This is a genomic window from Leifsonia lichenia (assembly GCF_054780215.1).
The window spans coordinates 149,187-172,651 of the sequence record NZ_BAAGWT010000010.1 but is presented as its reverse complement, the minus strand read 5'-3'; the positions used below and the strand labels follow the sequence as shown (position 1 = coordinate 172,651).

The following is a 23,465-nucleotide window of genomic DNA, read 5'->3' as shown; positions in this document are numbered from 1 at the left end:
AGTTATGCACGCGACACGCCGCTGTCGGCGTGCACAACCCCCGGCTCGATGACCGGGGAGGCGGGGACGGGAGCGGAGGCGGGGACGGGGTCGGAGGAGATGACGGCGTCGCGGAAGGCGGCGGTGAGCGCGGCGAAACCGGGCCGCGCCGCAGGGTCGCGCGCGGTCATCGCGGTCAGCAGTGCCGTCCAGTCCCCCGGGAGGTCGCTCGGGATGGGCGGGTCGACGCCCAGCCGCGCGAGCGCAGACTCGACCGCCGTGCCGGGGAACGTCACTGTGCGGGTGAAGCACTCCAGGAGCACGAGCCCGAGGGAGTAGACGTCGCTCGCGGGCGTCGCGTGCTCCCTGGACGCCTGCTCGGGGCTGAGGTACGCGGCGGTTCCCGTCGTGGCCCCTGACTCCTCCGGCTCCGGTCCCGAGATCCCACTGGCGATGCCGAAGTCGGTGATCCGCGCCCGCGCCCGGAAGCTGGTGGTGCCGTAGGACACGAGCATGATGTTGGACGGCTTGATGTCGCGGTGGACCACGCCGTTCGCGTGCACGTACTCCAGCGCCTCGGACACGTCGTAGGCGATCTCGGAGATCTCCCTGACCGTGAGGGTGCGCTGCACGATGGCGGTCTGCAGGTCCGTCCCCGCGACGAGCTCCATCACCAGGAACGGCCGCGGGTCGTCGAGCGATGAGTAGTCGACGCCGGCGTCGATGAGGGACACGATCCCGTGGTGGCTGAGGCGCGCGAGGGCGCCCTGCTCCCTGCGGTACTGCTGCATCTCCTCCTCGCCGCCGGCGCGGTAGACCTTGATGGCCACCTCGCGGTCGAGGATCTCGTCCGTCGCGCGGAACACGCGCGCCTCCCCGCCTCGCCCGATCAGGGTGTGCGGTCTGTACCGGCCGAGGAGCGCAGGGACCTCAAGCTCGGTCATCACTCCACCTTCGAGCGCAGCAGCGCGAACGCGGTGTGGCCGACGATCAGGGTCTCCGGATGCTCGAGCGACAGTTCGGGGTCGCTCGACAGTTCCAGCTCCCATGCGGCGCCGTCCGTCTCCGGCAGCGCGAACTCGACCCCGTTCTCCGACGCGTTGAGCAACAGCAGGAAGCTGTCCGCTCCCGTATGCCGCAACTGGAATGCGATGGATTTCGCATCGGCGACGTCCCAGTCCTCGTCGGCGAAGAGCTCCCCGTCGGCGCGCACGATGTGCACGGTGTCCGGCGCATCCGTCTCCGGACCCTGCCGGTACCAGTCCGGCCGCAGCGCGGGTTCGGCACGACGCAACCGGATGAGGGCGGTGGTGAAGTCGCGCAGCTCCGTGTCCTGGTTCGCCCAGTCGAACCAGGAGATCTCGTCGTCCTGGCAGTACGCGTTGTTGTTGCCCTGCTGGGTGCGGCCCATCTCATCCCCGCCGAGGACCATCGGGACGCCAGCGGAGAGCAGCACGGTGGCGAGGAAGTTCTTCCGCTGCCTGGTGCGTCGCGCGAGGATCGCCGGATCGTCGGTCGGGCCCTCGACGCCGTTGTTGTTCGACCGGTTGTCGGATTCGCCGTCCGCGTTGTCTTCGCCGTTGGCCTCGTTGTGCTTCTCGTCGTAGCTGGTCAGGTCGGCGAGGGTGAAGCCGTCGTGCGCCGTGACGAAGTTGACGCTCGACAGCGGGGAGCGGCGGGAGTCCTCGTACACGTCCGGGCTGCCGAGCACGCGCTGCGAGAGCGTGGCGAGCATCCCGTCGGTGCCGCGCCAGAAGTCGCGCACGTCGTCGCGGAACTTCCCGTTCCACTCCGACCATCCCGCGGGAAAGCCGCCGACCTGGTAGCCCGCGGTGTCCCACGGCTCGGCGATCAGCTTGACCTGCGCGAGGGTCGGGTCCTGTTGCACGAGGGCGAGGAAGGCACTGTGCACGCTCGCGTCGCCGCCCTGCCTGGTGAGGGTGGTGGCGAGGTCGAACCGGAAACCGTCGACGTGCATCTCGGTGACCCAGTATCGCAACGAGTCCATGATGAGCTGCAGTGCGGCCGGGTGGCTGACGTTGACGCTGTTGCCCGTACCCGTGGTGTCGAAGTAGTGCTCGGGGTCGTCCTCGACGAGCCGGTAGTACGACGGGTTGTCGATGCCCTTGAGGCTCAGCGTCGGGCCGAGATCGTTGCCCTCCGCGGTGTGGTTGTAGACGACGTCGAGGATCACTTCGAGCCCAGCGGCGTGCAGCGCCTTCACCATGCTCTTGAACTCGTCCACCTGCTCACCGGCGTCGCCGGAGGCAGAGTACTCGTTGTGCGGGGCGAAGAAGCCGATGGTGTTGTAGCCCCAGTAGTTGCGCAGCCCTTTCTCCTCGAGGTGCGCATCCTGCAGGAACTGGTGCACGGGCATCAGTTCGACGGCGGTGACGCCGAGCGAGGTGAGCTTCTCGATGGCCGCGGGATGCGCGAGTCCTGCATAGGTGCCTCGCACCTCCTCCGGAACCGCGTCGAGCTGCTTGGTGAAGCCCTTGACGTGGGTCTCGTAGACGATCGTCTCGGCCAGCGGGGTCGCGGGCGGCCGGTCGTCGCCCCAGTCGAACGAGTGCGGATCGACCACGACGGAGAGGGCGACGTGGCCCGCACCGTCTGTCCTGTCGAGCTGCTCCGGCTCGTTCAGGTCGTGCCCGAAGACCGCCTGCCCGGAGTCGAACGCGCCGGTGACGGCGCGGGCGTGCGGGTCGAGGAGCACCTTGGCGTCGTTGAAGCGGAGGCCGGACGCCGGGTCCCACGGGCCGGAGACCCGGAGCCCGTACCTGGTGCCTGGCGTGAGGCCAGGGACGATGCCGTGGAAGACGTGCGCGGTGCGCTTGGTGAGCTCTGTCCTGGTCTCCGTGCCGTCTTCGGCGAAGATGCAGACGGTGACGGCGTCGGCGTGCTCGCTGTAGACGGCGACGTTCGCGCCCCCGTCGACCAGGGTGACTCCGAGCGGATACCGCCGGGAGGTGTACTCGGTCACGCGCGTCCTGCTCGGTGTTCGGTTGTGCTCATGCCCGCCTCGCCCATCGTGGTGAATAGCTAGATTATCTAGACATTCGCGGCCGTCACCACCCGTTGACAGGCGCCCCGCCGTCAGCTATCCGCTCTCGTCACCCGCACTGCGTCGTCGAACGCCAGCACCGCGTCCGGCTCTGCGGCGCCGAAGCCGACGGCGGCGCCGAGGCTGGTGCCGCTCAGGCTCACCCGCACGCGCATCCCGCCCCTGCTGAACCCGAAGACGTCGCCGTCGGCCGTGATGGCGGTCGCGCGCGCATCCACCGGCAGGTCGCGGCGGAGCGCGATCAGGTCGCGGTAGAACGCGAGCAGCCGGGCGTGCTCCGCCCGCTCCGGTTCCGCCCAGTCGAGGTGGGAGCGCTCGAACGTCTCCGGATCCTGCGGGTCCGGCACGGTGGAGGGGTCCCAGCCCATCTTGGCGAACTCCGCGATCCTGCCGCGTGCCGTCGCTTCTCCGAGCTCCTTCTCCGGATGCGACGTGAAGAACTGCCACGGCGTCGTCGCTCCCCACTCCTCTCCCATGAACAGCATCGGCGTGAACGGCCCGAGCAGCGTCAGCGTGGCCGCGACGGCGAGCTGCCCCTGGTTCAGCGTGGCCGTGAGCCTGTCGCCGACCGCGCGGTTGCCGATCTGGTCGTGATCCTGGCTGAACGCGACCAGCCGGGAGTGCGGGATGTCCGCATCCAGTGGCCGCCCGTGGTGGCGCTCGCGGAAGCTCGACCAGGTGCCGTCGTGGAAGAACCCGCGCTCGAACACCGTGGCGAGCGAGCCAGGTCCTGCGAAGTCGGCGTAGTAGCCCGTCGTCTCCCCGGTGAGGTTGCTGTGGATGGCGTGGTGCACGTCGTCGTCCCACTGCGCCGTGATGCCGTACCCGCCGCGCGCGCGGTCGCGGATCACCCTCGGGTCGTTGAGGTCGCTCTCGGCGATCAGGCCGAGCGGTCGCCCGAGCTCGGAGCTCAGCTCGTCCACCTGCGTCGCCAGCTCTTCCAGGATGTGCACGGCGCGTTCGTCGTGGAGGGCGTGGACCGCATCCAGCCGGAGCCCGTCGACGTGCATCTCGCGCAGCCAGTACAGCGCGTTGTCGACGATGTAGCGCCGCACCTCGTCGGACTGGGGCCCGTCGAGGTTGACGGACGCGCCCCAGGTGCTGTGGCCGTCGCCGAGGTACGGCCCGAACACCGGCAGGTAGTTGCCGCTCGGGCCGAGGTGGTTGTAGACCACGTCCTGGATCACGGCGAGTCCGCGCGCGTGGCAGGCGTCCACGAACCGCTGGTACGCGGCCGGTCCGCCGTACGGCTCGTGCACCGCGAACCAGAGCACGCCGTCGTAGCCCCAGCCGTGCTCGCCGTTGAAGGCGTTGACGGGCAGCAGCTCCACCGCATCCACCCCCAGCGTCACGAGGTGGTCGAGCCGGTCGATGGCGGAGTCGAGCGTGCCGTCCGGCGTGAAGGTGCCGATGTGCAGTTCGTAGATCACCGCTCCGAGCAGGTCGCGCCCGCGCCACTCCGCGTCCTCCCACACGTACTCCGACGGATCGAACTCGCGGCTGAGCGCGTGCACGCCGCGCGGCTGCCTGAGCGACCTGGGGTCGGGATGCGGCCCGTCGCCGTCGACCACGAAGCCGTAGTCGAGCGGTCCGCGAACGGCGGGGAGCGGTTGGTCCAGCCACCACCAGCCGTCTTCTCCGAGGGCGAGCGGCCGGTCGTCCGCGCCCTCGACCACCAGCGTGACCGTGGATGCGTCCGGCGCCCACACCGGGAACCGGCGGTTCACAGCGCCACCAGCAGCGCCACGGGGTAGCGCTCGAGGATCGTCGCCAGCCGGGCCGTGCCCGCGTGCTCTGCACCCGTCAGTTCGTCACGCATACGTCGCCCTCCGAGGTCGATGGCGGTGTCGTTCCAGCCTCCCGCGGCGGCGAGGCCGATCGGCAGGCGGGTGGCGAGGGCGATCGCGCCTCCGCGGTCGAACGCGATCACATGGTCGGCGCGCGCGCCCGTCGCTGCGACAGGACGGTACGTGGTGAACAGCTCGGTCCTGTCGCGGCGCAACCGCAGGGCGCGGGAGGTGACGAGCACCTTGACGGCGCCGGACGAGTCGATGTCCGGCAGCCAGCCGTCGTCGATGCGGGCGAGCAGCGCATCCGCGACGTCGAAGCCGACCGGCCGCCGATTGTCGGGGTCGACCAGCGACTGCTCCCAGCGTTCGCTGCCCTGATAGACGTCCGGCATCCCCGGCGAGAGAAGCTGCACGAGCTTCGCGCCCAGGCCGTTCGACGCCCCGGCCGCGTCGATCCGTGCGGAGATGGCCTCGACCTCCCCGCGCACGATGTCGTCGTCGTACGCCGCGTCGACCAGCGAGAGCAGACGCCCCTCGAACTCCTGGTCGCCGTCCGTCCACGACGTGCCGGTGCCCGCCTCGCGGGCAGCCTTCAGCGCGTACTCGCGCAGCCGCTCCCGCGAGATCGGCCAGGCGCCGACCGCCGCCTGCCACAGCCCGTCCTCCAGAGAGGCGTCTCCGATGGATGCGCGGGCCGCGACCTCCCGCAGGAACCGCGCCCACGCCTCCGGAATCTCGGCCAGTGCGCTGATGCGGGCGCGGGTGTCCTCCCCGCGTTTGGTGTCGTGCGTGCTCAGCGTCGTCATCGACTCCGGCAGGCGCTCCTGCCGATCGTGCTGCCGCTCGTGGAGCTCGGCCACCGGCACGGCGAACTCGGCGGGGTCTGCGCCCACCTCGGTGAGCGAGACGAGCCTCGTGTACCGGTAGAACGCGTTGTCTTCGACGCCCTTGGCCATGATCATGCCGCTGGTCTGCTGGAACCGCATGGCCGCCGGATCGGCGGGGTCCGCCAGGCGCTGGACGACGCGGGCGAGAGCATCGGCGAGGTCGGGGCGGGAGGCGAGTGCCGCATCCCGTGCCGCGTGCAGGTGATCGAGGCCGAACGGGAGGTAGCTGCGGTAGACGGGGAAGCAGGCGGCGAGTTCCGCGACGGCGTCGACGGTGGCGTCCTGCGCTCCCGCCTCGGACGGGTCGAGCAGGCGCGCGATCCGCCGGACCTCCGAGTTCAGGATGCCGTCGGCGACCGCCCGCTTCCTGTCGTGCACGAGCGCGGCCCACACTGTCTCCGCATCCCCGGCCAGGTCGGTGAGCGTTTCGGCGCCTGCGGGATCGACGAACACGCGGTCGATCAGCGCGAGCGCGTCGTATCCCGTCGTGCCGCTCACCGGCCAGTCCGGGATGCGCTCATCGCCCTCGAGGATCTTCTCCACCCACACCGGCCGCCCCTCCGCCAGCGCTGCCAGGCGCTCCAGATAGCCGCCGGGGTCGGCGAGACCGTCCGGGTGGTCGACCCTGAGGCCGTCGACGAGTCCGTCGCGCATCCACCGGCCGATTTCGGCGTGCGACGCGTCGAACACGGCGTCGTCCTCCACCCGGATGCCCGCGAGCGTGTTCACCGCGAAGAACCGGCGGTAGTTGAGGTCGTGGTCGGCGCTGCGCCAGGAGACCAGCTCGTAGTGCTGGCGGTCGTGCACCTCGGCCGGCGTCCCGCCCTCTGTTCCGGCGGCGATGGGGAACCGGTGCTCGTAGTATCGCAGCTCACCGTCCTCCGCCCGCAGCTCGGCGGTGTCGTCGTCCTGCCCGAGCACGGGGATGCGCACCCGCCCGCCTCCCGCGGCCCAGTCGATGTCGAAATGGCCGGCGAACGCCGAGTCCTGGCCGTTGCCGAGCACATCCCACCACCACGCGTTCAGCGCAGGGGTCGCGATGCCCATGTGGTTCGGCACGATGTCGACGAGCACGCGCAGGCCGCGCCGGTGGGCGGCGTCGCTGAACGCGAGCAGCGCATCCGGCCCGCCTCGTGCGGCGTCGACGCGGGAGTGGTCGACGACGTCGTAGCCGTGGGCGGAGCCTGGCTCAGCCTCCAGCAGGGGGGAGAGGTACACCCAGCCGACCCCGAGCCTCCTCAGGTAGCCGAGGATCTGGGCGGCGTCGCGGAGGGTGAAGTCGGGCGAGATCTGAAGGCGATAGCTGCTGGTGCTCACGACTGCCATCCTCTTCGCGTCGGAGCGTGCATGGAAGGGGTTGGCATACTCCGAGAATGCTGGCAAGGGGGTAGTGCCTCCCGGCAAGGCGTGGGAGCGTCGAAGACAGGTCGGCAGTACTGCCGACGCGAACGCGTGAGAAAGGGAGGATCGTCATGGGACTCGACGACAAGATCCAGAACGCTGCCGAGAAGGCCGGGGGCAAGGCCAAGGAAGCGGCAGGCAAGGCAACGGACAACGAGCGCCTCGAAGCAGAGGGCAAAGCGGACCAGACCAAGGCGGACCTCAAGGGCGCCGGCGAGAAGGTCAAGGACGCCTTCAAGGAGTAGCACTCGGAACGCACGGCGAACGGCCGGACCGGAAGCGCGGTCCGGCCGTTTCGTGTGCGCACAGAATTTTCACCGCGCGTTCACCTGGCGTTCACCTCGTTCCGGGAGTAAATTCCGGTGAATGGGCGACCGTATTGATCGCGTCAGGGCCTGGCGCGGAGTGGGCATCGGGATCGCGCTCGCCGTCGTGACGGTGATCGCGACCGCGGCGCTCGCCGTCGCCATCCCGACGCAGGGCGAGAATCCGCGTGCGTGGGGTGTGATCGTGTGCGGTGTGCTCACGGTGGCGATCTGCATCCAACTTGCCGTTCGGAACTGGCGCAGGATCCGTCATTACCGCGGCGACGACCTCCCGCAGACTCCGGCCCAGGCAAGAAACCGTACGACCGGTTAATGCTAGGATTCTGGACACGAGGCGCCGGTTTAGGGCCGACGCCGTCACGGGGGTTATGGCGCGCCCGCCGGCGCCTCTTCTCCGGTGCGGGCACTCAGGGTCACCGGTGCCGCGCCGGGCGCCCGTAGTGCGTCGCGGCCAGAAGCTATCGAGCCCGCAGATATTCACGCGACACGCCGTGGTCAGTCGTGAATAAGTCTGGGCTCGATTGCCGCGGACGCGGCTGCGGGGTCAGCCGACCGGAACGGACTCGCGCTGGGTGAAGGCGGCGCGGTAACGCGTGGGTGCGACGCCGACCTCGGCGTCGAAGTGGTGGCGGAGCAGCGTCGCGCTCGCGAACCCGCACTGTCTCGCCACCTCGTCCACCGGCAGGTCGGTGGTTTCCAGCAGCAGCCGGGCGTGCAGGATGCGCTGGGTGGTCAGCCACTGCATCGGCGACACCCCTGTCTCCGCCACGAAGCGCCGCGAGAAGCTGCGAGTCGACATGTGCACGCGATCGGCCAGCGCGCTCACCGTGTGGTTCTCGTCGAGGTTGTCGGAGAGGTGGTCGAGCAGTTCGGTGAAGGTGTCGTCTGTGCAGTCGGACACCGGCCGCTCGATGTACTGCCGCTGGCCGCCGTCGCGCTGCGGAGGCACGACCATGTTGCGGGCGATGGTGTTGGCCGTCGCGCTGCCGAGCTCGCGGCGAACGAGGTGCAGGCTCGCATCCACCCCGGCCGAGGTTCCAGCGCTGGTGATGAGGTTGCCGTCGTCGACGAACAGCACGTCGGGGTCGACGTCGGCCGCCGGGAAGCGGCGGGCGAGGGCGTCCGCGTAGCGCCAGTGCGTGGTGACCTTGCGTCCGTCGAGCAGTCCGGCGGCACCGAGGATGAACGCGCCGGAGCAGACGCTCAGCAGAATGGCCCCGCGTTCGGCTGCGCGCCGCAGGCCGTCCAGCAGTTCCTCCGGGTAGTCGTCGCGGATGCGCGCTGCCGGCACCGCGATCAGGTCGGCGTCGTCCATCGCGTCCAGTCCGTACGGTGCGATGATCGACGCGCCTGTCGGGTTCGGGATGGGGACGCCGGGCTCGATCGCGCAGATGCGGAAGTCGAACGGGGTGATTCCCGCGTAGCTGCGGTCGAGGCCGAAGACCTCGCAGACCACGCCGAATTCGAACATGGCGAAGTCGTCGATGAGCGGCACTGCGACGGAGCGGATCATGCCAGAAGCATAGTGGCCGAATCTTTGCGAAGGAAGACCTAAAGCCATCTCGTGGCCGAATCTTTTCCTCCGTAACGTTAATGTCATGGCTCAGGGAATCTTCACACAGGGAATGGAACACGGATGGATCGCAGGCGCGACCCGCACCACGAACGCGGTCGAGCGCATCCCGCGTCGTCGCCGGTTCGTGCTCAGCGAGTGGCTTCCGGCGGCGCTGCAGGCTCGCGGGCAGCGCGTCGGCCGCGAGACCGACCGGGCGTACTCGGACCTCAGCGCGGCACGCGACGCTCGCGAGTCCGGTCGCTGACCGGCACGGCGCCGCTACGACGCCGTCAGACGCGCGACATACGGTCTAGACGCACAGAACGCCCCGCGCTACTCTCAGCGCATACCCAGGCACGCTTCGGTCTGGGCTACGGAGGGTGGGGAAATCATGTGGGACAACTTCTGGAACATCATCTGGCTCTTCTTCTGGAGCTTCGCGTTCATCGCCTACCTGTTCGCGCTCTTCGCGATCATCGGTGACCTGTTCCGCGACCACAAGCTCAACGGGTGGTGGAAGGCGCTGTGGATCATCTTCCTGATCTTCGTGCCGTTCCTCACCGCGCTGGTCTACCTGATCGCTCGCGGGCCCGGCATGGCCGAGCGCAGCCAGAAGGAAGCGCGGCAGGTGCAGAGCGCGACCGACGACTACATCCGCACGGTCGCGAGCTCCAGCCCGGCCGACGAGATCGCCAAGGCTAAGCAGCTCCTCGACCAGGGTGTCATCACCCAGGAGGAGTTCGCGCACCTCAAGGCCCGCGCGCTCGCGCACCCCGGTGCTGCCGCACCGGCCGCTGCCGCACCGGCAGCCCCGACGCCGCCTGCGCCTCCGGCGCCTCCCGCGGCCTGATCCACGCATTCGAGCCCAGGCTTTTTCACCGCATTCCGCGCGTTTACGGTGAAAAAGCCTGGGCTCGATGGTGTCGGTTCGCACGAGCGGGTTGACCGACCGGTATGGAAAGCTGTTTGCTTAAGGGGTCGGCTGGTGCGTGCCGCCGGGGAATTTAGGGGCCCTTCGGCAGCGCCGGCTACTTACCCGAATGCGTGTGTGGGAGCGAGCGATCCCTCCCACACGCGCCGGGGGAGGCGTCGCGCCGCGCGCAAGAGCCGCCCCGCTGGTCATTCCGGCATCGTGACGACCACTTTGCGGCCGCGTTCCGCCGTGTCCGCCGCCCTGTGCGCATCCCACACCCGCTCGAACGGGATGGCGTCGACCGCTTGCGCCGTCAGGTCGCCGGCCGCGAGCATCCCGAGCAGTGAGGCGAGGCTGCGCCGGTAGTCGTTGCGCCTGGTCAGGACCAGACCGGGCACCGAGCACACGCGCTGCCGCTGCCCGCCCCAGCGGTGCGCCGTCGACGAGAGCGACCCGAGCAGCGAGTCCGCGCGCTCGTGACCGCGCCGCCCGACGAACGCCGTGTGCACCCAGGTGCCGTGCGGCCCGAGGGCGTCCAGCACGTCCGGTGACCCTGTGTGGTCGATCGCGGCGTCGACGCCTCCGTCGCTGGCGTTCTTCACGCGCGCTGCCCAGAGCGGGTCGGTGTAGTCGACGAACGTCGCTCCCAGCGCCTCCGCCGCCGCCCTGGACCGAGTGGATGCGCTGCCGAACACGGTCAGCCCGTCGCGTTTGGCGAGCTGCGCCGCATACGAGCCGACCGGCCCGGTCACGCCCTGCACCAGGACGCTGCCTCCCGCATCCACCGCTGCGAGCTGCAGGGCGTGCCAGGCGGTGATCAGGTCGAGCGGAGCCGTCGCCGCGACCGCTGAGTCGAGCGCGTCCGGCACCGGAGTGAGCAGCGACGCGGGGACCACGATGCGGGTCGCGTGCGCGCCCATGCGGGCGAGGACTCCGGCGACGCGGTCGCCCGCGCGCATCCCGAGCACCGCGGACACCGCCGACTCTGTTTCGAGCACGCCGACGAAGTCGTAGCCGGTGACGAAACCGGCGAACGGCTGGAAGACATAGCCGCCGCGGCGCGCGAGCACGTCGGTCGCGCCGAGAGAGGAGTGCGTGACGCGCACGACGACCTCGGTGCCGCGGGGAGGGCGCACCTCCTCGTCGACGAGAGCTACGACGTCGGCGTCGCCGAAGCGGGTGACTCTGGCGGCCGTCCTGTGTGGCACGCGCTCAGCCGGCCCGGCGCGCGAGCAGCCCTGACCGCTCCTGGTGCGCCTCGAACCAGTCGGCGACGTACCAGCACATCGGCACGATCTTCAGTTCGGTGTTCGCCTCGATGTCGTTCACGGCGTATTCGACCAGGTGTGCCGCATACCCGTTTCCCCGCTTCGCCGGCGCGGTGAACGCCCGCGTCAGCGAGATCGAACCGCCCAGGATGCTGTAGTCGAGCACGCCGACCAGCTCGCCGTCGATGCGCATCGCGTACCGTTTCGCATCCGTCTCGTTGCTGAACTCCGTGGCCATGCGCCCATCGTACGTCCGTCGCGTGCGAAGGGAACCCGAGGTAGGCTGACGTCGTGGGATCCCGACCCGCACCCTTCGGGCTTCCGCGCGCATTTCCGCGTTCGAGCCACAGCAGGCCAGGCCGCAGGCGACGTCCGGCGCGTGTGTAGCGAATGACTCTGGAGCCCGCTGTGACGTTCGATTCCCCGTCGCCCCTCTCGCCAGCCCACGAAGCCCTGCTCGCTCAGGTGCCGATCAGGGACCACACGGTGATCGAGGCGGAGACGATCCTCTACGAGCACGAGGGGGTCGCCCTCGAGGGCTATCTTGCGCGGGATGCGCAGGCCGACGAACGCCGTCCGGCCGTCCTGCTGCTCCACGATTGGCACGGCGTCGGAGACACGGTGAAGATGCGCGCCCAGATGCTCGCGCGCCTGGGCTACGTGGCGTTCGCCGCCGACCTGTACGGTGTCGGCGTGCGCCCGCAGGGAGACGCGGCGTCGGAGGAGGCGGGGAAGTACTACCGCGACCTGGCGCTGTTGCGCACCAGGGTCGCGGCCGGCTTCACGGTGCTGCAGCAGCACGCCACCGTCGATCCCGCCCGCCTCGCGGTGATCGGCTACTGCTTCGGCGGGACGGCCGCGATCGAGTTCGCGCGCACGGGCGCGCCGGCCAGGGGAGTGGTGTCGTTCCACGGCGGGCTGATCGCGCACGAGCCGTCCGACGCGGCGGCGATCGCCGCATCCCTCCTGGTTCTCACCGGCGGCGACGACCCCGTCGTCCCTCCGGAGGCCGTCGTCGCGTTCGAGAACGAGCTGCGCGGAGCCCCGCACGTCGACTGGCAGGTCACCACATACTCAGGCGCACCGCACGCGTTCACCATCCCCGGCACCGATCGCTACCGGCCGACGGCGGATGCGCGAAGCTGGCGTGCGCTGGTCTGCTTCCTCGACGAGGTGTTCGCCTGAGCGGTACCCTCGCCTGATGGACCACCCGGAACTGTTCGAACCCGGCGACCCCTTCGTCGACCGGATGCGCGCCATCTGTCTGCGCTTCCCCGAAGCGGTCGAGGTGTCAGCGTGGGGCCGTCCGACGTTCCGCGCGGGCAAGAAGGTCTTCGCGCTCGCCGGGAGCGGCCTCGCCCGCCCGTACTCGCTCGTCTTCAAACCCGACCAGGACGAGGCGCGCGCCTTCCACGAGGACCCGCGCTTCTTCGTGCCGAAATACTGGGGCGCATCCGGCTGGCTGGGCATCGACATCGACCAGGCTGCGCCCGATTCGGTGTGGAAAGAGGTCGCAGAATTGATCGAGACGTCCTACCGCCAGGTGGCCCTGAAGCGCCAATTGGCGGTACTGGACGAGGTCATGTAAGCTCTAATCCGGCCCGCGAGCAGGAATGTTCGAAGGCATTGCGCCCGTAGCTCAACGGATAGAGCATCTGACTACGGATCAGAAGGTTGGGGGTTCGAATCCCTCCGGGCGCACACTGGTTGAGACAGTAGACACGGCCCCCGCTTCGGCGGGGGTTTTGTCGTTGACGGGCGGTCGCGGCGGTCGCGTTTTCTGGGCCTCCTCTACTGCGTGAGTCTCTGCGTCGTGATCGCGGCCGGCGCACGCTTGTTTCGCGGCGAGGGGGAAGACCGCGAGTCCTCTCGACAGGCGTGGCGTATGACGTCGAAACCGACCGCCGGATTCGTGCTCGCGGGCGTCTTCGTCCTGCAGGCGATGTCCACCGGAGTCAGCGCAGCCGTCGCACTCGACGATGCGCCACTCTACGTGTTGGCGGTCGTGTTCTGCCTCGCGGTCGCCGCCGCATACCTGAACTCGTCTCTTCGGCTGCTCCGCGGCCCGGAGAACTCCGGCAGCGCGCGCCGGCCCCGCTAGTCCGCGACCGCCGCATACCGCCCCGCCAACACCCCGAACGCTTCCCGCAGCTCCCATGGCTGCACATCCGCCAGCACCGCGTCGAACCGGCCGAGCGACGCCGCCAGTGCCACCCACGACCACGACCCCGCGTGGATGCGGCACCGCCCGTCGCCGAGGTCGTCCACCGCCGCGTCGCCCGCGAAGGGCAGCACCTCGGCCGCGGGCAGGTGCAGCACCGCGCTGCCACGGCACGGCCAGTCGTTCGTCGTCTCAGAACCCTTGAACCGGGCGGACACGAACGCGCGCACATCCCCTCCCGGAAGCTCCCGCGGCGAGAACCGGGGACCGTTCGGGATGCGCGGGGTGATCCGGTCGACCCGGAAGGTGCGCCAGTCGTCGCGGTCGAGATCCCACCCGACGAGGTACCAACGCTCTCCGGAGACGACGAGGTGGTGCGGCTCGACGCGGCGGGGAAGGCCGGATGCGACGGCGGTGGGGTGGGGAGACGAGTCTTCTGTGGCGGCAGCATCCACCGCCACCGCATCCCGATCCACCGCATCCCCCACCCGGTAGTCGAACCGCACCGTCTCCCGCGCTACGACGGCCGTGGACAGCGCCAGCAGCACCTCCGTCGACACCGGCTCGACGCCGGCGTTCAGCGCGTTGGGCATCGCCGTGAACTGCAGCGCATCCAGCCGGTGTCGCAGCCGGGACGGCATCACCTGCCGCACCGTGGTCAGCGCTCTGACCGCGGCCTCCTCGATGCCGACCCCACTGACCGTCGCCGCCTGCAGGGCGACGGCGACGGCAACGGCCTGGTCGTCGTCGAAGAGCAGGGGAGGGAGGTCGGTGCCGGGGGCGAGGCGGTAGCCGCCGTCCGGCCCCTTGGTGGCGCGGATGCTGTAGCCCATCCCGCGCAGCCGGTCGACGTCGCGCCGCACCGTGCGGGGACTGATGGCGAGCCGTTCGGCGAGGGCCTGCCCTGGCCAGTCCCGCCGTGCCTGGAGCAGCGACAGCAGCACGAGGAGGCGGGAGCTTGTCGCTGTCATGGGTCCAGCGTAGATCGAGTAGAGGACCGCAACTGTCCTCTACTGCTGTGAGAGTGGGCAGCGTCCGGATGGTCCGGGCAACACCGTCAGCGAGGAGCAGACATGTCCGTCATCACCACACCCCACCTCAACTTCCGCGGCGACGCGAAGGCGGCCCTCGAGTTCTACCACGCGGTCTTCGGCGGCCGGCTCATCCTGGTCAGCAACGCCGACGCCCACTCCGCCGAGACGCCAGCGGACGCGGATCAGATCAAGTTCGGCCAGGTGGTCGGCGCGGACGGCTTCCAGATCATGGCGTACGACGTGCCGGCGAGCGTCTCGTACGACCAGGGCGAGAAGTCGGTGTTCGTCTCGGTGCGCGGCGATTCCGCGGACGAGATCGCCACCCTGTGGGAAAGCCTCGCCCAGGGCTCGACTGTGCTCGAGGACCTCGGCCCGTCGGCGTTCTCGCCCGCATACGGGATGCTGAAAGACCGGTTCGGCGTCGTCTGGGTGCTCGACGTCGCGGTGGCGTGGGACGCCGCGTGAACTGACCGGGGCCGCCGCGGCGTCACTTCGCCGCGCTCGGCCCCACGCTCTCCCCGCCGGCGACGCCCGCCGCATCCCCCTTGAGCTCGATCAGGATGGTGTGCGTCGGCGTCGAGCCGACGTTCTCGCCGGAGTGCCGCTGCGCGGGGAGCCAGACCGCATCGCCCGCACCCAGGTGCACGGATCGTTCCCTGTCCGGTGTGCGCAGGTGCCGGTCGAAATCGGTCAGCGCCACCAGCACGCTATTCGGGTGGTCGTGGTCGTTGGTGCGGACCCCTGGCGTGTCCGTGTAGTCGAGCACGCGCACGAACTCGTTCTCCCAGAGCAGGCGGTAGTTCTCCGGGTCGGTGCGGATCGGGTCGTCGGTGACCATGCCGCGAGGATACGCCGATTCCGGCCTCCCGCACCCCACTCACCGGGAAGTGCGCCCTTCCGCGCCCGTCGCGGCCTCCATACGCTGGCATCATGAGCACCAGCAGCACCAGCAGCACCAGCAGCGCCACTAGCGACCTGAAAGCCCCGACCATCGCCACCACCGGGTCCACCGGCGTTCTGGGCGGCTACGTCGCCGGGATGCTCGCCGATGCGGGGGTGGCGCAGCGCCTTCTGGTGCGCGACCCGTCCAGGGCGCCGAAGCTGCCCGCATCCACTGTGCTGCCGTTCGCGTACTCGGACAGGGAGGCGTCGCTGCGCGCGCTCGACGGCGTCGAGACCCTGTTCATGGTCTCCGCCGCCGAGAACGCCGAGCGGCTGGCCGAGCATCGCGCGTTCATCGACGCAGCTCGGGATGCGGGGGTCGGACACGTCGTATACACCTCGTTCGTCGGGGCACGCCCGTGCGCTTCCACGACGAGACCGTCGAGGAGGCGTACGCCTCGCGCAGGCAGTGGGATGCGCCGCAATGGCAGTACGACGCGTGGGTGTCCACATACACGGCGATCGCCGCAGGCGAGCTGGGGCGGGTGACGGACGACGTGGAGAGGGTCACGGGCACGCCGCCGCTCAGCCTGGCGCAGTTCCTCGAGCGCTGAGCCGCGGCACCCGCCGCGCGTGTAATCTCGCAGAAGATCGCTCAAGCGATGGCTGTGCAACGAAAGGAATGACCGTGGTCAGCTTCCGAACCACTCTGCTGGGCGCAGGCGGCAACAACGTCGGCATCGTCGTGCCGGAGGAGGTCGTGCTGGGCTTCGATCGCGGCAAGCGCGTGCCGGTCGTCGTCACCATCGACGGCGGGTACACCTACCGGAACACCATCGCGTCCATGGGCGGCCGCTTCCTCATCTCGTTCAATGCTGAGACGCGGGCGGCCACCGGCCGGGGAGCAGGGGATGAGGTCGAGGTCACTCTCGAGGTCGACGACGCCCCGCGCACGGTCGCGATCCCTGCCGAGCTCGCGGCGGCGTTCGCGGACGACCAGGATGCGGCGAACGCGTGGTCCGCCCTCTCGTACAGCAAGCAGCGCGCGCACGCCACGGCGATCGAGGGCGCGAAAAGCGACGAGACCCGGGCGCGGCGGGTGCAGGGCGTGATCGAGGCGCTGCGCTCGTAGACCTCTCTTCAGTACAGCGTTTTACGTGCAATTCGGCGGCGAAAAATGCGACGCCGCAAATTTCAGGTCCAGTGTCACGAATGTCGGAGGCGTCTGCCAAACTTCTCGGGTACTGAAAATAAGCCACCTGGGAGAACTGTGATCCTGCTCCGTCTGACCCTGCGTCACGCGCGCCCCTATGTCTGGGGCATCGTGGGGGTGGTCGTGCTGCAATTGCTGTCCACGATCGCCGCGCTCTACCTGCCGAGCCTCAATGCGCAGATCGTCGATAAGGGCGTCGTCAGCGGCGACACCGACTTCATCTGGAACACCGGCATGACGATGCTGGTCGTGTGCCTCGCCCAGGTGGTGACAGCGGTCGGCGGCATCTACTTCGGCGCCAAGGTGTCGATGGCGGTCGGGCGCGACCTGCGCCGTGAGGTGTACCGCAAGGTCGACTCGCTGAGCGCACTCGACGTGGGCCGCTGGGGAACGGCGACGCTCATCACCCGAAACACGAACGACGTGCAGCAGGTGCAAATGCTCGTGCTGATGACCCTCAACTTCATGGTGTCCACCCCGATCATGTGCATCGGCGGCATCATCATGGCGCTGCGCGAAGACCTCGGGCTGTCCTGGCTCGTCTGGGTGTCTGTGCCCGTGCTGTTCCTGGTGGTCGGCGTGCTCGTGGTGATGCTGCTCCCACTGTTCCGCGAGATGCAGGACCGCATCGACAAGGTCAACGGCGTGCTGCGGGAGCAGATCGTCGGCATCCGCGTCATTCGTGCGTTCGTTCGCGAGCCGTTCGAGTCCGAGCGCTACGCAGAGGCCAACCTCGCGCTCACCAGGGTGTCCGTCAAGGTCGGCAACATCTTCGTCCTGATGTTCCCCATCATCATGGTCATCCTGCACCTCGCGACGGCCGCCGTCCTGTGGTTCGGCGGGCAGCGAGTGGATGCGGGCCAGATGCAGGTGGGCTCGCTCACCGCGTTCCTGCAGTACCTCCTCATGATCCTCACCGCCGTCATGATGGGCGTCTTCATGGTCATGATGATTCCGCGTGCCGTCGTCTGCGCCGGGCGCATCGACGAGGTGCTCTCCACCGAGCCGTCCGACGCCGGGTCCACCGGGGATGCGCCGCTGCCGTCGTCCGGCCGGGTCGAGTTCCGCGGAGTGACCTTCGGCTACCCCGGCGCTGAGAAGCCGGTGCTGAGCGACATCGACTTCGTCGCCGAGCAGGGACGCATGACCGCGATCGTGGGCTCCACCGGAGCGGGCAAGACCACGCTGGTGAATCTCGTCCCCAACCTCTACACGCCGCAGCAGGGAACCGTGACGGTCGGCGGCGTGCGGGTGGATGCGCTCACCAGGGCGCAGCTCGCAGGCGTCCTCGGGCTGGTCCCGCAGCGCCCATACCTCTTCTCCGGCACGATCGCGTCCAACCTGCGCTTCGGGCGCCCGGATGCGACGGACGACGAGCTGTGGGAGGCCCTGCGCGTCGCGCAGGCCGACGACTTCGTGCGTGCCAAGGAGGGCGGCCTGGATGCGCGCATCTCCCAGGGCGGCACGAACGTCTCCGGGGGTCAGCGCCAGCGCCTCTGCATCGCCAGAGCGCTGGTGTCCCGACCGCAGGTGTATCTCTTCGACGACTCGTTCTCCGCCCTCGACGTCGCGACGGACGCGCGCCTCCGCGCGGCGCTCGCCGACGCCACCAAGGAGTCCGCAGTGATCGTGGTGGCACAGCGCGTGTCGACCATCCGGGAGGCGGACACCATCATCGTGCTCGACGACGGCCGCATCGTCGGCCGGGGAACCCACGACGATCTCCTCGAAACGAGCGAGACCTACCGCGAGATCGTCGAATCGCAGTTGAGCCTGGAGGTGGCCTGAGATGGCACGCGACAAGCGCGCAGACGACGTCCTCGAACGCGACGACGTGACCGCCCCCGAGGTCGAGGACTTCGAATACACCCCGACCGAGGCCGACGGCGATATGTTCGGCGGAACGCCGGCCAAGAAGGCGCAGCACTTCTGGCCATCGCTGCGCCGCCTGCTCGGCCTGCTCCGGCCGGAGCGCGTGAAGTTCGCGTTCGTGGTCGCGCTCGTCGTGGTCTCGGTGATCCTCACGGTGATCGCGCCCAAGATCCTCGGATCGGCGATGGATGTGATCTTCCGCGGCGCGATCGGTGCCAACCTTCCCGCCAACGTTCCGCTGGACCAGCAGGTCGCCCAGGCGCGTGCCGCGGGCAACGATCAGCTCGCCGACATGCTCGCCACCACCAAGCCGGTCCCCGGTGAGGGCATCGACTTCGTGCTGCTGAGCCGTCTCATCTTCATCGTGCTCGCCATCTACCTGGTCGCCTCGTTCCTGATGTGGGCGCAGGGCTACGTTCTCAACGCGCTCGTCATGCGCGTGGTCTACCGGCTGCGCGCCGACATCGAGACCAAGCTCAACCGCCTGCCGCTCAGTTACTTCGACACCCGCCAGCGCGGCGACCTGATGTCGCGGGTCACGAACGACGTCGACAACATCCAGGCGGCACTGCAGCAGGCGTTCTCGCAGCTCGTGCAGTCGGTGCTCACCGTGCTCGGCATCACGATCATGATGTTCATCGTGTCGTGGCAGTTGGCGCTGATCGCCCTCATCGCACTCCCGCTGTCCGGCGTGATCGCGGGTGTCATCGGCTCGCGGTCGCAGAAGCTGTTCGCAGCGCAGTGGAAGAACACCGGAACGCTGAACGGCCACATCGAGGAGTCCTACTCCGGCCTCGAACTGGTTCGAGCCTTCGGCCGAGACGAGGTGATGCTCGCCGAGTTCGACAACCGCAACGAGAAGCTGTATCGCGCGTCCTTCGGAGCGCAGTTCGTGTCGGGAACGATCATGCCCGCCATGACGTTCGTCTCCTACCTGTCCTACGTGATGATCGCCGTCGTCGGCGGCCTCCGCGTCGCCACGGGGCAGATGACGCTCGGCGACGCGACCGCGTTCATCCAGTACTCGCGCGAGTTCACGCAGCCGATCAGCCAGGTCGCGGGCATCGCGAACATGCTGCAGTCGGGTGTCGCCTCGGCGGAGCGCACGTTCGAATTCCTCGACGCGGACGAGCAAGAGCCGGACGACGTCAAGGCGGAACTGCCGGAGCGCACGGACGGTCACGTCGAGTTCGACCGCGTTTCGTTCAGCTACTCGTCGACCACGCCGCTCATCGAGGACCTGTCGCTCTCCGTCGACCCCGGTCACACGGTCGCGATCGTCGGGCCGACGGGCGCGGGCAAGACCACGCTGGTCAATCTCGTGATGCGGTTCTACGAGCTCGATTCCGGCCGTATCCTGCTCGACGGCATCGACATCACCGAGCTGTCCAGGGCCGAGCTGCGCGAGCAGGTGGGTATGGTCCTCCAAGACGCGTGGCTGTTCGGCGGCACGATCCGAGACAACATCCGGTACGGCCGCCTCGACGCCACAGACGACGAGGTCATCGACGCGGCGAAGGCCACGATGGTCGACCGATTCGTCCGCCAGCTCCCCGAAGGCTACGACACGGTTCTCGATGCGGACGGCGGCAGCGTCTCGGCGGGAGAGCGTCAGCTCATCACCATCGCGCGCGCCTTCATCGCCAACCCCTCGCTGCTCATCCTCGACGAGGCCACGTCCTCGGTCGACACGCGCACCGAGCTGCTGGTGCAGCAGGCGATGGCCGCACTCCGCACCGATCGCACGTCGTTCGTGATCGCCCACCGACTCTCCACGATCCGGGATGCGCACACCATCCTCGTCATGGAGAACGGCGCGATCGTCGAACAGGGCAACCATGACACGCTGCTCGCCCGTCGAGGGGCGTACTACGACCTGTACATGACCCAGTTCCGCGGAGAGGACGCTGAGGCCGACGCCGAACTCCTCGAAGCGGGCGGAGTGCAGGGCGGGGCTCCCGCCGCCGCGGCGGAGCCGCAGGACGACGAATCCGGAAACCCGGAGAACGTGGCCGAACTCGCAGGAGAGGACCGTTCGGCCGGGCACTAGGCTGTCCCCGACCGGCACTGTGACGGTGCCGGTCGGAGGGGGTTTGATCATGAATCCGACCGTTCCACTCTGGGCCCCGTACTACGGCGCACCATTCGGCGTCGCCTTCACGCGGTTCTGGAAGAAGTACGCCCGCTTCGACGGACGGGCGAGCCGCAGCGAGTACTGGTGGTGGGCCCTCGCAAACGCCGTCATCGGCCTCGTGCTCTATGTGATCCTTCTTCTCGGCGCTGCGGTCGGGTCGAGCATCGACGAGAACGGACGAGGCGTCCCTGGCCCTGGCATCGCCATCGGAATCATCCTGTTCGTGGCGTGGGGTCTTGCCGTGATCATCCCCGGCCTCGCCCTCGCCGCGCGCCGTCTCCACGACGTGAACCTGAGCGGCTGGCTCCTGCTGCTGCTCCTCATCCCGAGCCTCGGCGGAATCGCGATCCTCGTCATGACGCTGCTGCCGCCCAACCCGGCCGGCGCCCGCTTCGACCGCCCGGACGCCGAGGTGCCCGGATACGTCCCCGTCGTGCCCGGACCAGGGCTTCCGCCCCGCGACTACGGCTGGCCCCAGTCCCCGATGCCGTACGCAGGCCCGGCAGGCGGCCAACCGCTGTACGCGTCCCCCTCGACGCCCGCTCCGGTGCCGCCAACGCCCGCCCCTGAGCCCGGTGCGCCGCCCGCGCCACCGCAGCCCGCCGCGCCGACGCAGCCGCCCGCTCCGCCGACGCAGCCGGTGCAGCCGCCCGCTCCGACGCAGCCGCCCGCTCCGCCGACGCAGCCGCCTGCTCCGCCGACGCAGCCGCCCGCACCTCCGGCGCCGCCGACGCAGCCGCCCGCACCTCCGGCGCCGCCGACCCCGCCATCACCCTGACGACCGGCGCGGCCACGCTGACACAGAAACGGCTCCCGGCGCATCATCACCGGGAGCCGTTTCGTGCGCACCGCGTTCGCGGCACGTGCGCGTGTCGTCTCGCTACGCGAGCGCGCCGATCGCGAAGCTGACGGCGCCCTGGTCATCCACCTGAGCGTCGAGGATCTTGTCGTCGAGCGCGACGGCTGCTTCCTCTTCGAGGAAGAGGCGCGCCCCGCCCGTCTCCACCACCTGATCCGCCGGTTCCGGCGCGGGTGCCACGGCGGCCGCGAACGAGGTGTGCTGCGGGTTGCTGCTGCTGATGCGCAGTCCCGCGTCGTCCTGCGGCGCCTGCTCGGTGAGCGTCTTGACGATTGTGCTGGCGTTCTCTGTCAGGGTGAGCATGTGCTCTCCTTCCGTTTGGTTCCAGGAGTCGCCCACGCTCCCGCACCCTCCGCAATGCTGCAAGGGGAATCGCCGCCATTGCCAGGGAACACTCACCTAGGAGGTCCGCTAGCATCGCCGGATGGAATCGTTGATACCGGTCGTCTGGTTGTGGCTCGCCATCATCACGGGCGGCCTCGCCCAGTCGAGGGGCCGTTCCGGCTGGACGTGGTTCGTCCTCGGACTACTCCTCGGCCCGATCGCCGCAACCTGGCTGGTCGCCTGGAAGCCGGTCCAGCCGACCGCCCCCGTCACTCCGCCGACCGCGCCCGTCACCCCGCCCGCGGCGCCCTGACGACGCCGCGCGCTACCCGCGGCACCTGAGCCCCCCCGCGCTACCCGCCGATCACGCCCAGGAATTCCCGGTTGAACGCGGGCAGGTCGTCCGGCTTCCGCGACGAAACGATCGTGAACGGCCCGTCGTCCACCACCACCTCTTCGTCCACCCAGCGGGCACCCGCGTTGCGGTAGTCGGTCTGCAAGCTCGGCCAGCTCGTGAGAGTTCGGTCGGCGACCACGCCCGCTTCCACCAGCACCCAGCCGCCGTGACAGATCACGCCGACCGGCTTGCCGGCCGCTGCGAACGCCGCGACCAGGGCGACCGCATCCCGTTGTGTGCGCACGGTGTCGCCGTTCGCCACCCCGCCGGGCAGCATCAGAGCGTCGTAATCGTCTGCCGAAGCGTCGGCCAGCGTCACGTCGACCGGGAACGTGTCGGCCGGGGTCAAGTGGTTGAACGCCTGCACCTCGCCCGCCTTCTCCGAGATCAGGGTCGGCGTGCCTCCGCCGTCGGCGACCGCCTTCCACGGCTCGACCAGTTCCGCCTGCTCGATGCCTTCCGACGCCACCAGGAACGCGACCCTTTTTCCGTCCATTGCCATGTCTCTCTCCTTCGTTCGACACCACTCGTACCCCTGAGACGCGGGAGAATGAACCCATGGCGAGCATCCCGGACCTCCTTCTCAACGACGGCAACCGCATCCCGCAGCTCGGGTTCGGCGTGTACAAGATCCCGGAGGCCGAGACGGCGGATGCGGTGCTCACCGCCCTAGACGCCGGATACCGGCATATCGACACGGCCGCGTTCTACGCGAACGAGCGCGGCGTCGGCGACGGCGTGCGCCGCAGCGGACTCGACCGCGACGACGTGTTCGTGACCACGAAGGTGTGGTGGGACCAGAACGGCTACGACAGCACCCTTCGCTCTTTCGACCAGAGCCTCGAACGGCTCGGTTTCGACACGGTGGACCTCTTCCTCATCCACTGGCCGGCGCCGAAGCACGACAAGTACGTCGACACCTGGCGTGCGCTCGAGACGATCCGGGATGAGGGACGAGCCAGGTCGATCGGCGTCGCCAACTTCCACATCCACCACCTCGAACGGCTGGCCCGCGAGACCGGCACCGTTCCCGCCGTCAATCAGGTGGAGCTGCACCCGTGGCTGCCGCAGGCCGAGGTGCGCGCGTACGACGAGGCGCACGGCATCGTGACCGAGGCGTGGTCGCCGCTCGCCCGCGGTCGCATCCTCGGCAACGAGCCGCTGGCGCGCATCGCCGAGAAGCACGGGGTGACGCCCGCGCAGGTGGTGATCCGCTGGCAGGTCCAGCTCGGCAACGTCGTCATCCCGAAGTCGGTCACGCCCGACCGCATCCGGCAGAACCTCGACGTCTTCTCGTTCGCTCTCGACGCCGACGACCTCGCCGTCATCGCCGCCCTCGAGTCGGGCGAGCGCACCGGCCGCGACCCCGACGACCTCGGCTAGCCGCGCAATCGAGCCCAGGCTTT

The 23,465-nt window shown here is 69.2% G+C and carries 26 protein-coding genes, 1 tRNA gene and 1 pseudogene; 17 read left to right on the top strand and 11 right to left on the bottom strand.

The annotated features are described in order from the left end of the window. Window positions 1–2: 2 nt before the first annotated feature. From ACYVGI_RS18110 to treY, 4 genes are all read right to left on the bottom strand, one after another. Entirely contained in the window at window positions 3–923 is a 921-nt protein-coding gene (locus tag ACYVGI_RS18110; protein ID WP_460633972.1) for a serine/threonine-protein kinase, read from the bottom strand. Next, window positions 923–2,962 (bottom strand): glycogen debranching protein GlgX, encoded by a 2,040-nt coding sequence (gene glgX, locus ACYVGI_RS18105; RefSeq protein WP_460633971.1) that lies wholly within the window; start codon window positions 2,960–2,962, stop codon window positions 923–925. Before glgX ends, ACYVGI_RS18110 begins: the two co-directional genes overlap by 1 nt. 113 nt (window positions 2,963–3,075) lie before the next feature. Further along, window positions 3,076–4,770, bottom strand: coding sequence for a malto-oligosyltrehalose trehalohydrolase (gene treZ / locus ACYVGI_RS18100; protein ID WP_460633970.1), 1,695 nt, complete (start codon window positions 4,768–4,770; stop codon window positions 3,076–3,078). Next, window positions 4,767–7,046 carry a malto-oligosyltrehalose synthase gene (gene treY, locus ACYVGI_RS18095; RefSeq protein ID WP_460633969.1) on the bottom strand — a complete coding sequence of 760 codons (2,280 nt, stop codon included), beginning with the start codon at window positions 7,044–7,046 and terminating at the stop codon, window positions 4,767–4,769. Before treY ends, treZ begins: the two co-directional genes overlap by 4 nt. Before the next feature lie 146 nt (window positions 7,047–7,192). Between treY and ACYVGI_RS18090 the strand changes: the two genes are divergently transcribed. Together ACYVGI_RS18090 and ACYVGI_RS18085 are read left to right on the top strand one after the other, a co-directional pair. Further along, window positions 7,193–7,366 (top strand): CsbD family protein, encoded by a 174-nt coding sequence (locus ACYVGI_RS18090; protein WP_055889541.1) that lies wholly within the window; start codon window positions 7,193–7,195, stop codon window positions 7,364–7,366. A 121-nt stretch (window positions 7,367–7,487) separates the two neighbouring features. Next, window positions 7,488–7,760, top strand: a complete 273-nt coding sequence (locus tag ACYVGI_RS18085; protein WP_460633968.1) for a hypothetical protein — start codon at window positions 7,488–7,490, stop codon at window positions 7,758–7,760. 231 nt (window positions 7,761–7,991) lie between these two features. Here the strand turns inward: ACYVGI_RS18085 and ACYVGI_RS18080 are convergent, their stop codons facing one another. After that, window positions 7,992–8,960, bottom strand: a complete 969-nt coding sequence (locus ACYVGI_RS18080) for a helix-turn-helix domain-containing protein (RefSeq protein WP_460633967.1) — start codon at window positions 8,958–8,960, stop codon at window positions 7,992–7,994. A gap of 112 nt (window positions 8,961–9,072) precedes the next feature. On the opposite strand from ACYVGI_RS18080, the gene ACYVGI_RS18075 reads away from it, so the two are divergent. Next, the gene (locus tag ACYVGI_RS18075) at window positions 9,073–9,267 is read left to right on the top strand and encodes a hypothetical protein (protein WP_460633966.1); all 195 of its coding nucleotides are present in this window, start codon (window positions 9,073–9,075) and stop codon (window positions 9,265–9,267) included. A gap of 126 nt (window positions 9,268–9,393) precedes the next feature. After that, window positions 9,394–9,852, top strand: coding sequence for an SHOCT domain-containing protein (locus ACYVGI_RS18070; RefSeq protein ID WP_460633965.1), 459 nt, complete (start codon window positions 9,394–9,396; stop codon window positions 9,850–9,852). A 269-nt stretch (window positions 9,853–10,121) separates the two neighbouring features. Here the strand turns inward: ACYVGI_RS18070 and ACYVGI_RS18065 are convergent, their stop codons facing one another. Together ACYVGI_RS18065 and ACYVGI_RS18060 are read right to left on the bottom strand one after the other, a co-directional pair. Then, window positions 10,122–11,123 carry a zinc-binding dehydrogenase gene (locus ACYVGI_RS18065; RefSeq protein WP_460633964.1) on the bottom strand — a complete coding sequence of 334 codons (1,002 nt, stop codon included), beginning with the start codon at window positions 11,121–11,123 and terminating at the stop codon, window positions 10,122–10,124. Window positions 11,124–11,127: 4 nt separating this feature from the next. Beyond that, window positions 11,128–11,421 (bottom strand): GNAT family N-acetyltransferase, encoded by a 294-nt coding sequence (locus tag ACYVGI_RS18060; RefSeq protein WP_460633963.1) that lies wholly within the window; start codon window positions 11,419–11,421, stop codon window positions 11,128–11,130. Between the two features lie 170 nt (window positions 11,422–11,591). On the opposite strand from ACYVGI_RS18060, the gene ACYVGI_RS18055 reads away from it, so the two are divergent. From ACYVGI_RS18055 to ACYVGI_RS18040, 4 genes are all read left to right on the top strand, one after another. Then, the gene (locus tag ACYVGI_RS18055) at window positions 11,592–12,368 is read left to right on the top strand and encodes a dienelactone hydrolase family protein (RefSeq protein WP_460633962.1); all 777 of its coding nucleotides are present in this window, start codon (window positions 11,592–11,594) and stop codon (window positions 12,366–12,368) included. 16 nt (window positions 12,369–12,384) lie between these two features. After that, window positions 12,385–12,771 carry an MmcQ/YjbR family DNA-binding protein gene (locus tag ACYVGI_RS18050; protein ID WP_460633961.1) on the top strand — a complete coding sequence of 129 codons (387 nt, stop codon included), beginning with the start codon at window positions 12,385–12,387 and terminating at the stop codon, window positions 12,769–12,771. A gap of 40 nt (window positions 12,772–12,811) precedes the next feature. Continuing rightward, a tRNA-Arg gene (locus tag ACYVGI_RS18045) sits at window positions 12,812–12,884 on the top strand. A 184-nt stretch (window positions 12,885–13,068) separates the two neighbouring features. Beyond that, window positions 13,069–13,284: a hypothetical protein gene (locus tag ACYVGI_RS18040; protein WP_460633960.1), complete on the top strand. Its 216-nt coding sequence runs from the start codon at window positions 13,069–13,071 to the stop codon at window positions 13,282–13,284. Here ACYVGI_RS18040 and ACYVGI_RS18035 read toward each other — a convergent pair. Further along, the gene (locus ACYVGI_RS18035; protein WP_460633959.1) at window positions 13,281–14,315 is read right to left on the bottom strand and encodes a helix-turn-helix transcriptional regulator; all 1,035 of its coding nucleotides are present in this window, start codon (window positions 14,313–14,315) and stop codon (window positions 13,281–13,283) included. The genes ACYVGI_RS18040 and ACYVGI_RS18035 overlap by 4 nt on opposite strands. A gap of 102 nt (window positions 14,316–14,417) precedes the next feature. Here ACYVGI_RS18035 and ACYVGI_RS18030 point away from each other — a divergent pair, with 102 nt between their 5' ends. Next, complete coding sequence (locus ACYVGI_RS18030) at window positions 14,418–14,843, top strand: VOC family protein (protein ID WP_460633958.1); 426 nt, start codon at window positions 14,418–14,420, stop codon at window positions 14,841–14,843. 22 nt (window positions 14,844–14,865) lie between these two features. Here ACYVGI_RS18030 and ACYVGI_RS18025 read toward each other — a convergent pair whose 3' ends face one another. Next, window positions 14,866–15,216 (bottom strand): cytoplasmic protein, encoded by a 351-nt coding sequence (locus ACYVGI_RS18025; protein ID WP_460633957.1) that lies wholly within the window; start codon window positions 15,214–15,216, stop codon window positions 14,866–14,868. A gap of 92 nt (window positions 15,217–15,308) precedes the next feature. Here ACYVGI_RS18025 and ACYVGI_RS18020 point away from each other — a divergent pair. The 6 genes and pseudogenes from ACYVGI_RS18020 to ACYVGI_RS17995 form a co-directional block, all read left to right on the top strand. Further along, window positions 15,309–15,620 (top strand): annotated as a pseudogene (locus tag ACYVGI_RS18020) (hypothetical protein); the annotation flags it as partial. Window positions 15,621–15,679: 59 nt separating this feature from the next. After that, on the top strand, window positions 15,680–15,874 hold the full coding sequence (locus ACYVGI_RS18015; RefSeq protein ID WP_460634163.1) for a hypothetical protein: 195 nt from the start codon (window positions 15,680–15,682) through the stop codon (window positions 15,872–15,874). Window positions 15,875–15,942: 68 nt separating this feature from the next. Then, window positions 15,943–16,392, top strand: coding sequence for a YdeI/OmpD-associated family protein (locus ACYVGI_RS18010; RefSeq protein WP_460633956.1), 450 nt, complete (start codon window positions 15,943–15,945; stop codon window positions 16,390–16,392). A 138-nt stretch (window positions 16,393–16,530) separates the two neighbouring features. Beyond that, entirely contained in the window at window positions 16,531–18,261 is a 1,731-nt protein-coding gene (locus tag ACYVGI_RS18005) for an ABC transporter ATP-binding protein (RefSeq protein WP_460633955.1), read from the top strand. A 1-nt stretch (window position 18,262) separates the two neighbouring features. Further along, a complete protein-coding gene (locus tag ACYVGI_RS18000) occupies window positions 18,263–20,395 on the top strand; it encodes an ABC transporter ATP-binding protein (RefSeq protein ID WP_460633954.1) in 2,133 nt (710 codons plus the stop codon). A 49-nt stretch (window positions 20,396–20,444) separates the two neighbouring features. Beyond that, complete coding sequence (locus ACYVGI_RS17995) at window positions 20,445–21,257, top strand: DUF805 domain-containing protein (RefSeq protein ID WP_460633953.1); 813 nt, start codon at window positions 20,445–20,447, stop codon at window positions 21,255–21,257. A gap of 102 nt (window positions 21,258–21,359) precedes the next feature. Here ACYVGI_RS17995 and ACYVGI_RS17990 read toward each other — a convergent pair whose 3' ends face one another. Continuing rightward, a complete protein-coding gene (locus ACYVGI_RS17990; RefSeq protein ID WP_460633952.1) occupies window positions 21,360–21,641 on the bottom strand; it encodes a Fe-S cluster assembly protein HesB in 282 nt (93 codons plus the stop codon). A 121-nt stretch (window positions 21,642–21,762) separates the two neighbouring features. On the opposite strand from ACYVGI_RS17990, the gene ACYVGI_RS17985 reads away from it, so the two are divergent. After that, entirely contained in the window at window positions 21,763–21,975 is a 213-nt protein-coding gene (locus ACYVGI_RS17985) for a hypothetical protein (protein WP_460633951.1), read from the top strand. A gap of 40 nt (window positions 21,976–22,015) precedes the next feature. Here the strand turns inward: ACYVGI_RS17985 and ACYVGI_RS17980 are convergent, their stop codons facing one another. Next, complete coding sequence (locus ACYVGI_RS17980; protein ID WP_460633950.1) at window positions 22,016–22,561, bottom strand: DJ-1/PfpI family protein; 546 nt, start codon at window positions 22,559–22,561, stop codon at window positions 22,016–22,018. A 56-nt stretch (window positions 22,562–22,617) separates the two neighbouring features. Between ACYVGI_RS17980 and ACYVGI_RS17975 the strand changes: the two genes are divergently transcribed. Beyond that, entirely contained in the window at window positions 22,618–23,442 is an 825-nt protein-coding gene (locus tag ACYVGI_RS17975) for an aldo/keto reductase (protein ID WP_460633949.1), read from the top strand. Window positions 23,443–23,465 lie beyond the last annotated feature (23 nt).

Bases quoted from the DNA above. Each gene is read 5' to 3' on its own strand.
- ACYVGI_RS18110 (WP_460633972.1), bottom strand. From the start codon at position 923: ATGACCGAGCTTGAGGTCCCTGCGCTCCTCGGCCGGTACAGACCGCAC.
- treY (WP_460633969.1), bottom strand. From the start codon at position 7,046: ATGGCAGTCGTGAGCACCAGCAGCTATCGCCTTCAGATCTCGCCCGAC.
- ACYVGI_RS18090 (WP_055889541.1), top strand. From the start codon at position 7,193: ATGGGACTCGACGACAAGATCCAGAACGCTGCCGAGAAGGCCGGGGGC.
- ACYVGI_RS18085 (WP_460633968.1), top strand. From the start codon at position 7,488: ATGGGCGACCGTATTGATCGCGTCAGGGCCTGGCGCGGAGTGGGCATC.
- ACYVGI_RS18080 (WP_460633967.1), bottom strand. From the start codon at position 8,960: ATGATCCGCTCCGTCGCAGTGCCGCTCATCGACGACTTCGCCATGTTC.
- ACYVGI_RS18075 (WP_460633966.1), top strand. From the start codon at position 9,073: ATGGAACACGGATGGATCGCAGGCGCGACCCGCACCACGAACGCGGTC.
- ACYVGI_RS18070 (WP_460633965.1), top strand. From the start codon at position 9,394: ATGTGGGACAACTTCTGGAACATCATCTGGCTCTTCTTCTGGAGCTTC.
- ACYVGI_RS18060 (WP_460633963.1), bottom strand. From the start codon at position 11,421: ATGGCCACGGAGTTCAGCAACGAGACGGATGCGAAACGGTACGCGATG.
- ACYVGI_RS18050 (WP_460633961.1), top strand. From the start codon at position 12,385: ATGGACCACCCGGAACTGTTCGAACCCGGCGACCCCTTCGTCGACCGG.
- ACYVGI_RS18040 (WP_460633960.1), top strand. From the start codon at position 13,069: ATGACGTCGAAACCGACCGCCGGATTCGTGCTCGCGGGCGTCTTCGTC.
- ACYVGI_RS18035 (WP_460633959.1), bottom strand. From the start codon at position 14,315: ATGACAGCGACAAGCTCCCGCCTCCTCGTGCTGCTGTCGCTGCTCCAG.
- ACYVGI_RS18030 (WP_460633958.1), top strand. From the start codon at position 14,418: ATGTCCGTCATCACCACACCCCACCTCAACTTCCGCGGCGACGCGAAG.
- ACYVGI_RS18025 (WP_460633957.1), bottom strand. From the start codon at position 15,216: ATGGTCACCGACGACCCGATCCGCACCGACCCGGAGAACTACCGCCTG.
- ACYVGI_RS18010 (WP_460633956.1), top strand. From the start codon at position 15,943: ATGACCGTGGTCAGCTTCCGAACCACTCTGCTGGGCGCAGGCGGCAAC.
- ACYVGI_RS18000 (WP_460633954.1), top strand. From the start codon at position 18,263: ATGGCACGCGACAAGCGCGCAGACGACGTCCTCGAACGCGACGACGTG.
- ACYVGI_RS17995 (WP_460633953.1), top strand. From the start codon at position 20,445: ATGAATCCGACCGTTCCACTCTGGGCCCCGTACTACGGCGCACCATTC.
- ACYVGI_RS17990 (WP_460633952.1), bottom strand. From the start codon at position 21,641: ATGCTCACCCTGACAGAGAACGCCAGCACAATCGTCAAGACGCTCACC.
- ACYVGI_RS17985 (WP_460633951.1), top strand. From the start codon at position 21,763: ATGGAATCGTTGATACCGGTCGTCTGGTTGTGGCTCGCCATCATCACG.
- ACYVGI_RS17980 (WP_460633950.1), bottom strand. From the start codon at position 22,561: ATGGCAATGGACGGAAAAAGGGTCGCGTTCCTGGTGGCGTCGGAAGGC.
- ACYVGI_RS17975 (WP_460633949.1), top strand. From the start codon at position 22,618: ATGGCGAGCATCCCGGACCTCCTTCTCAACGACGGCAACCGCATCCCG.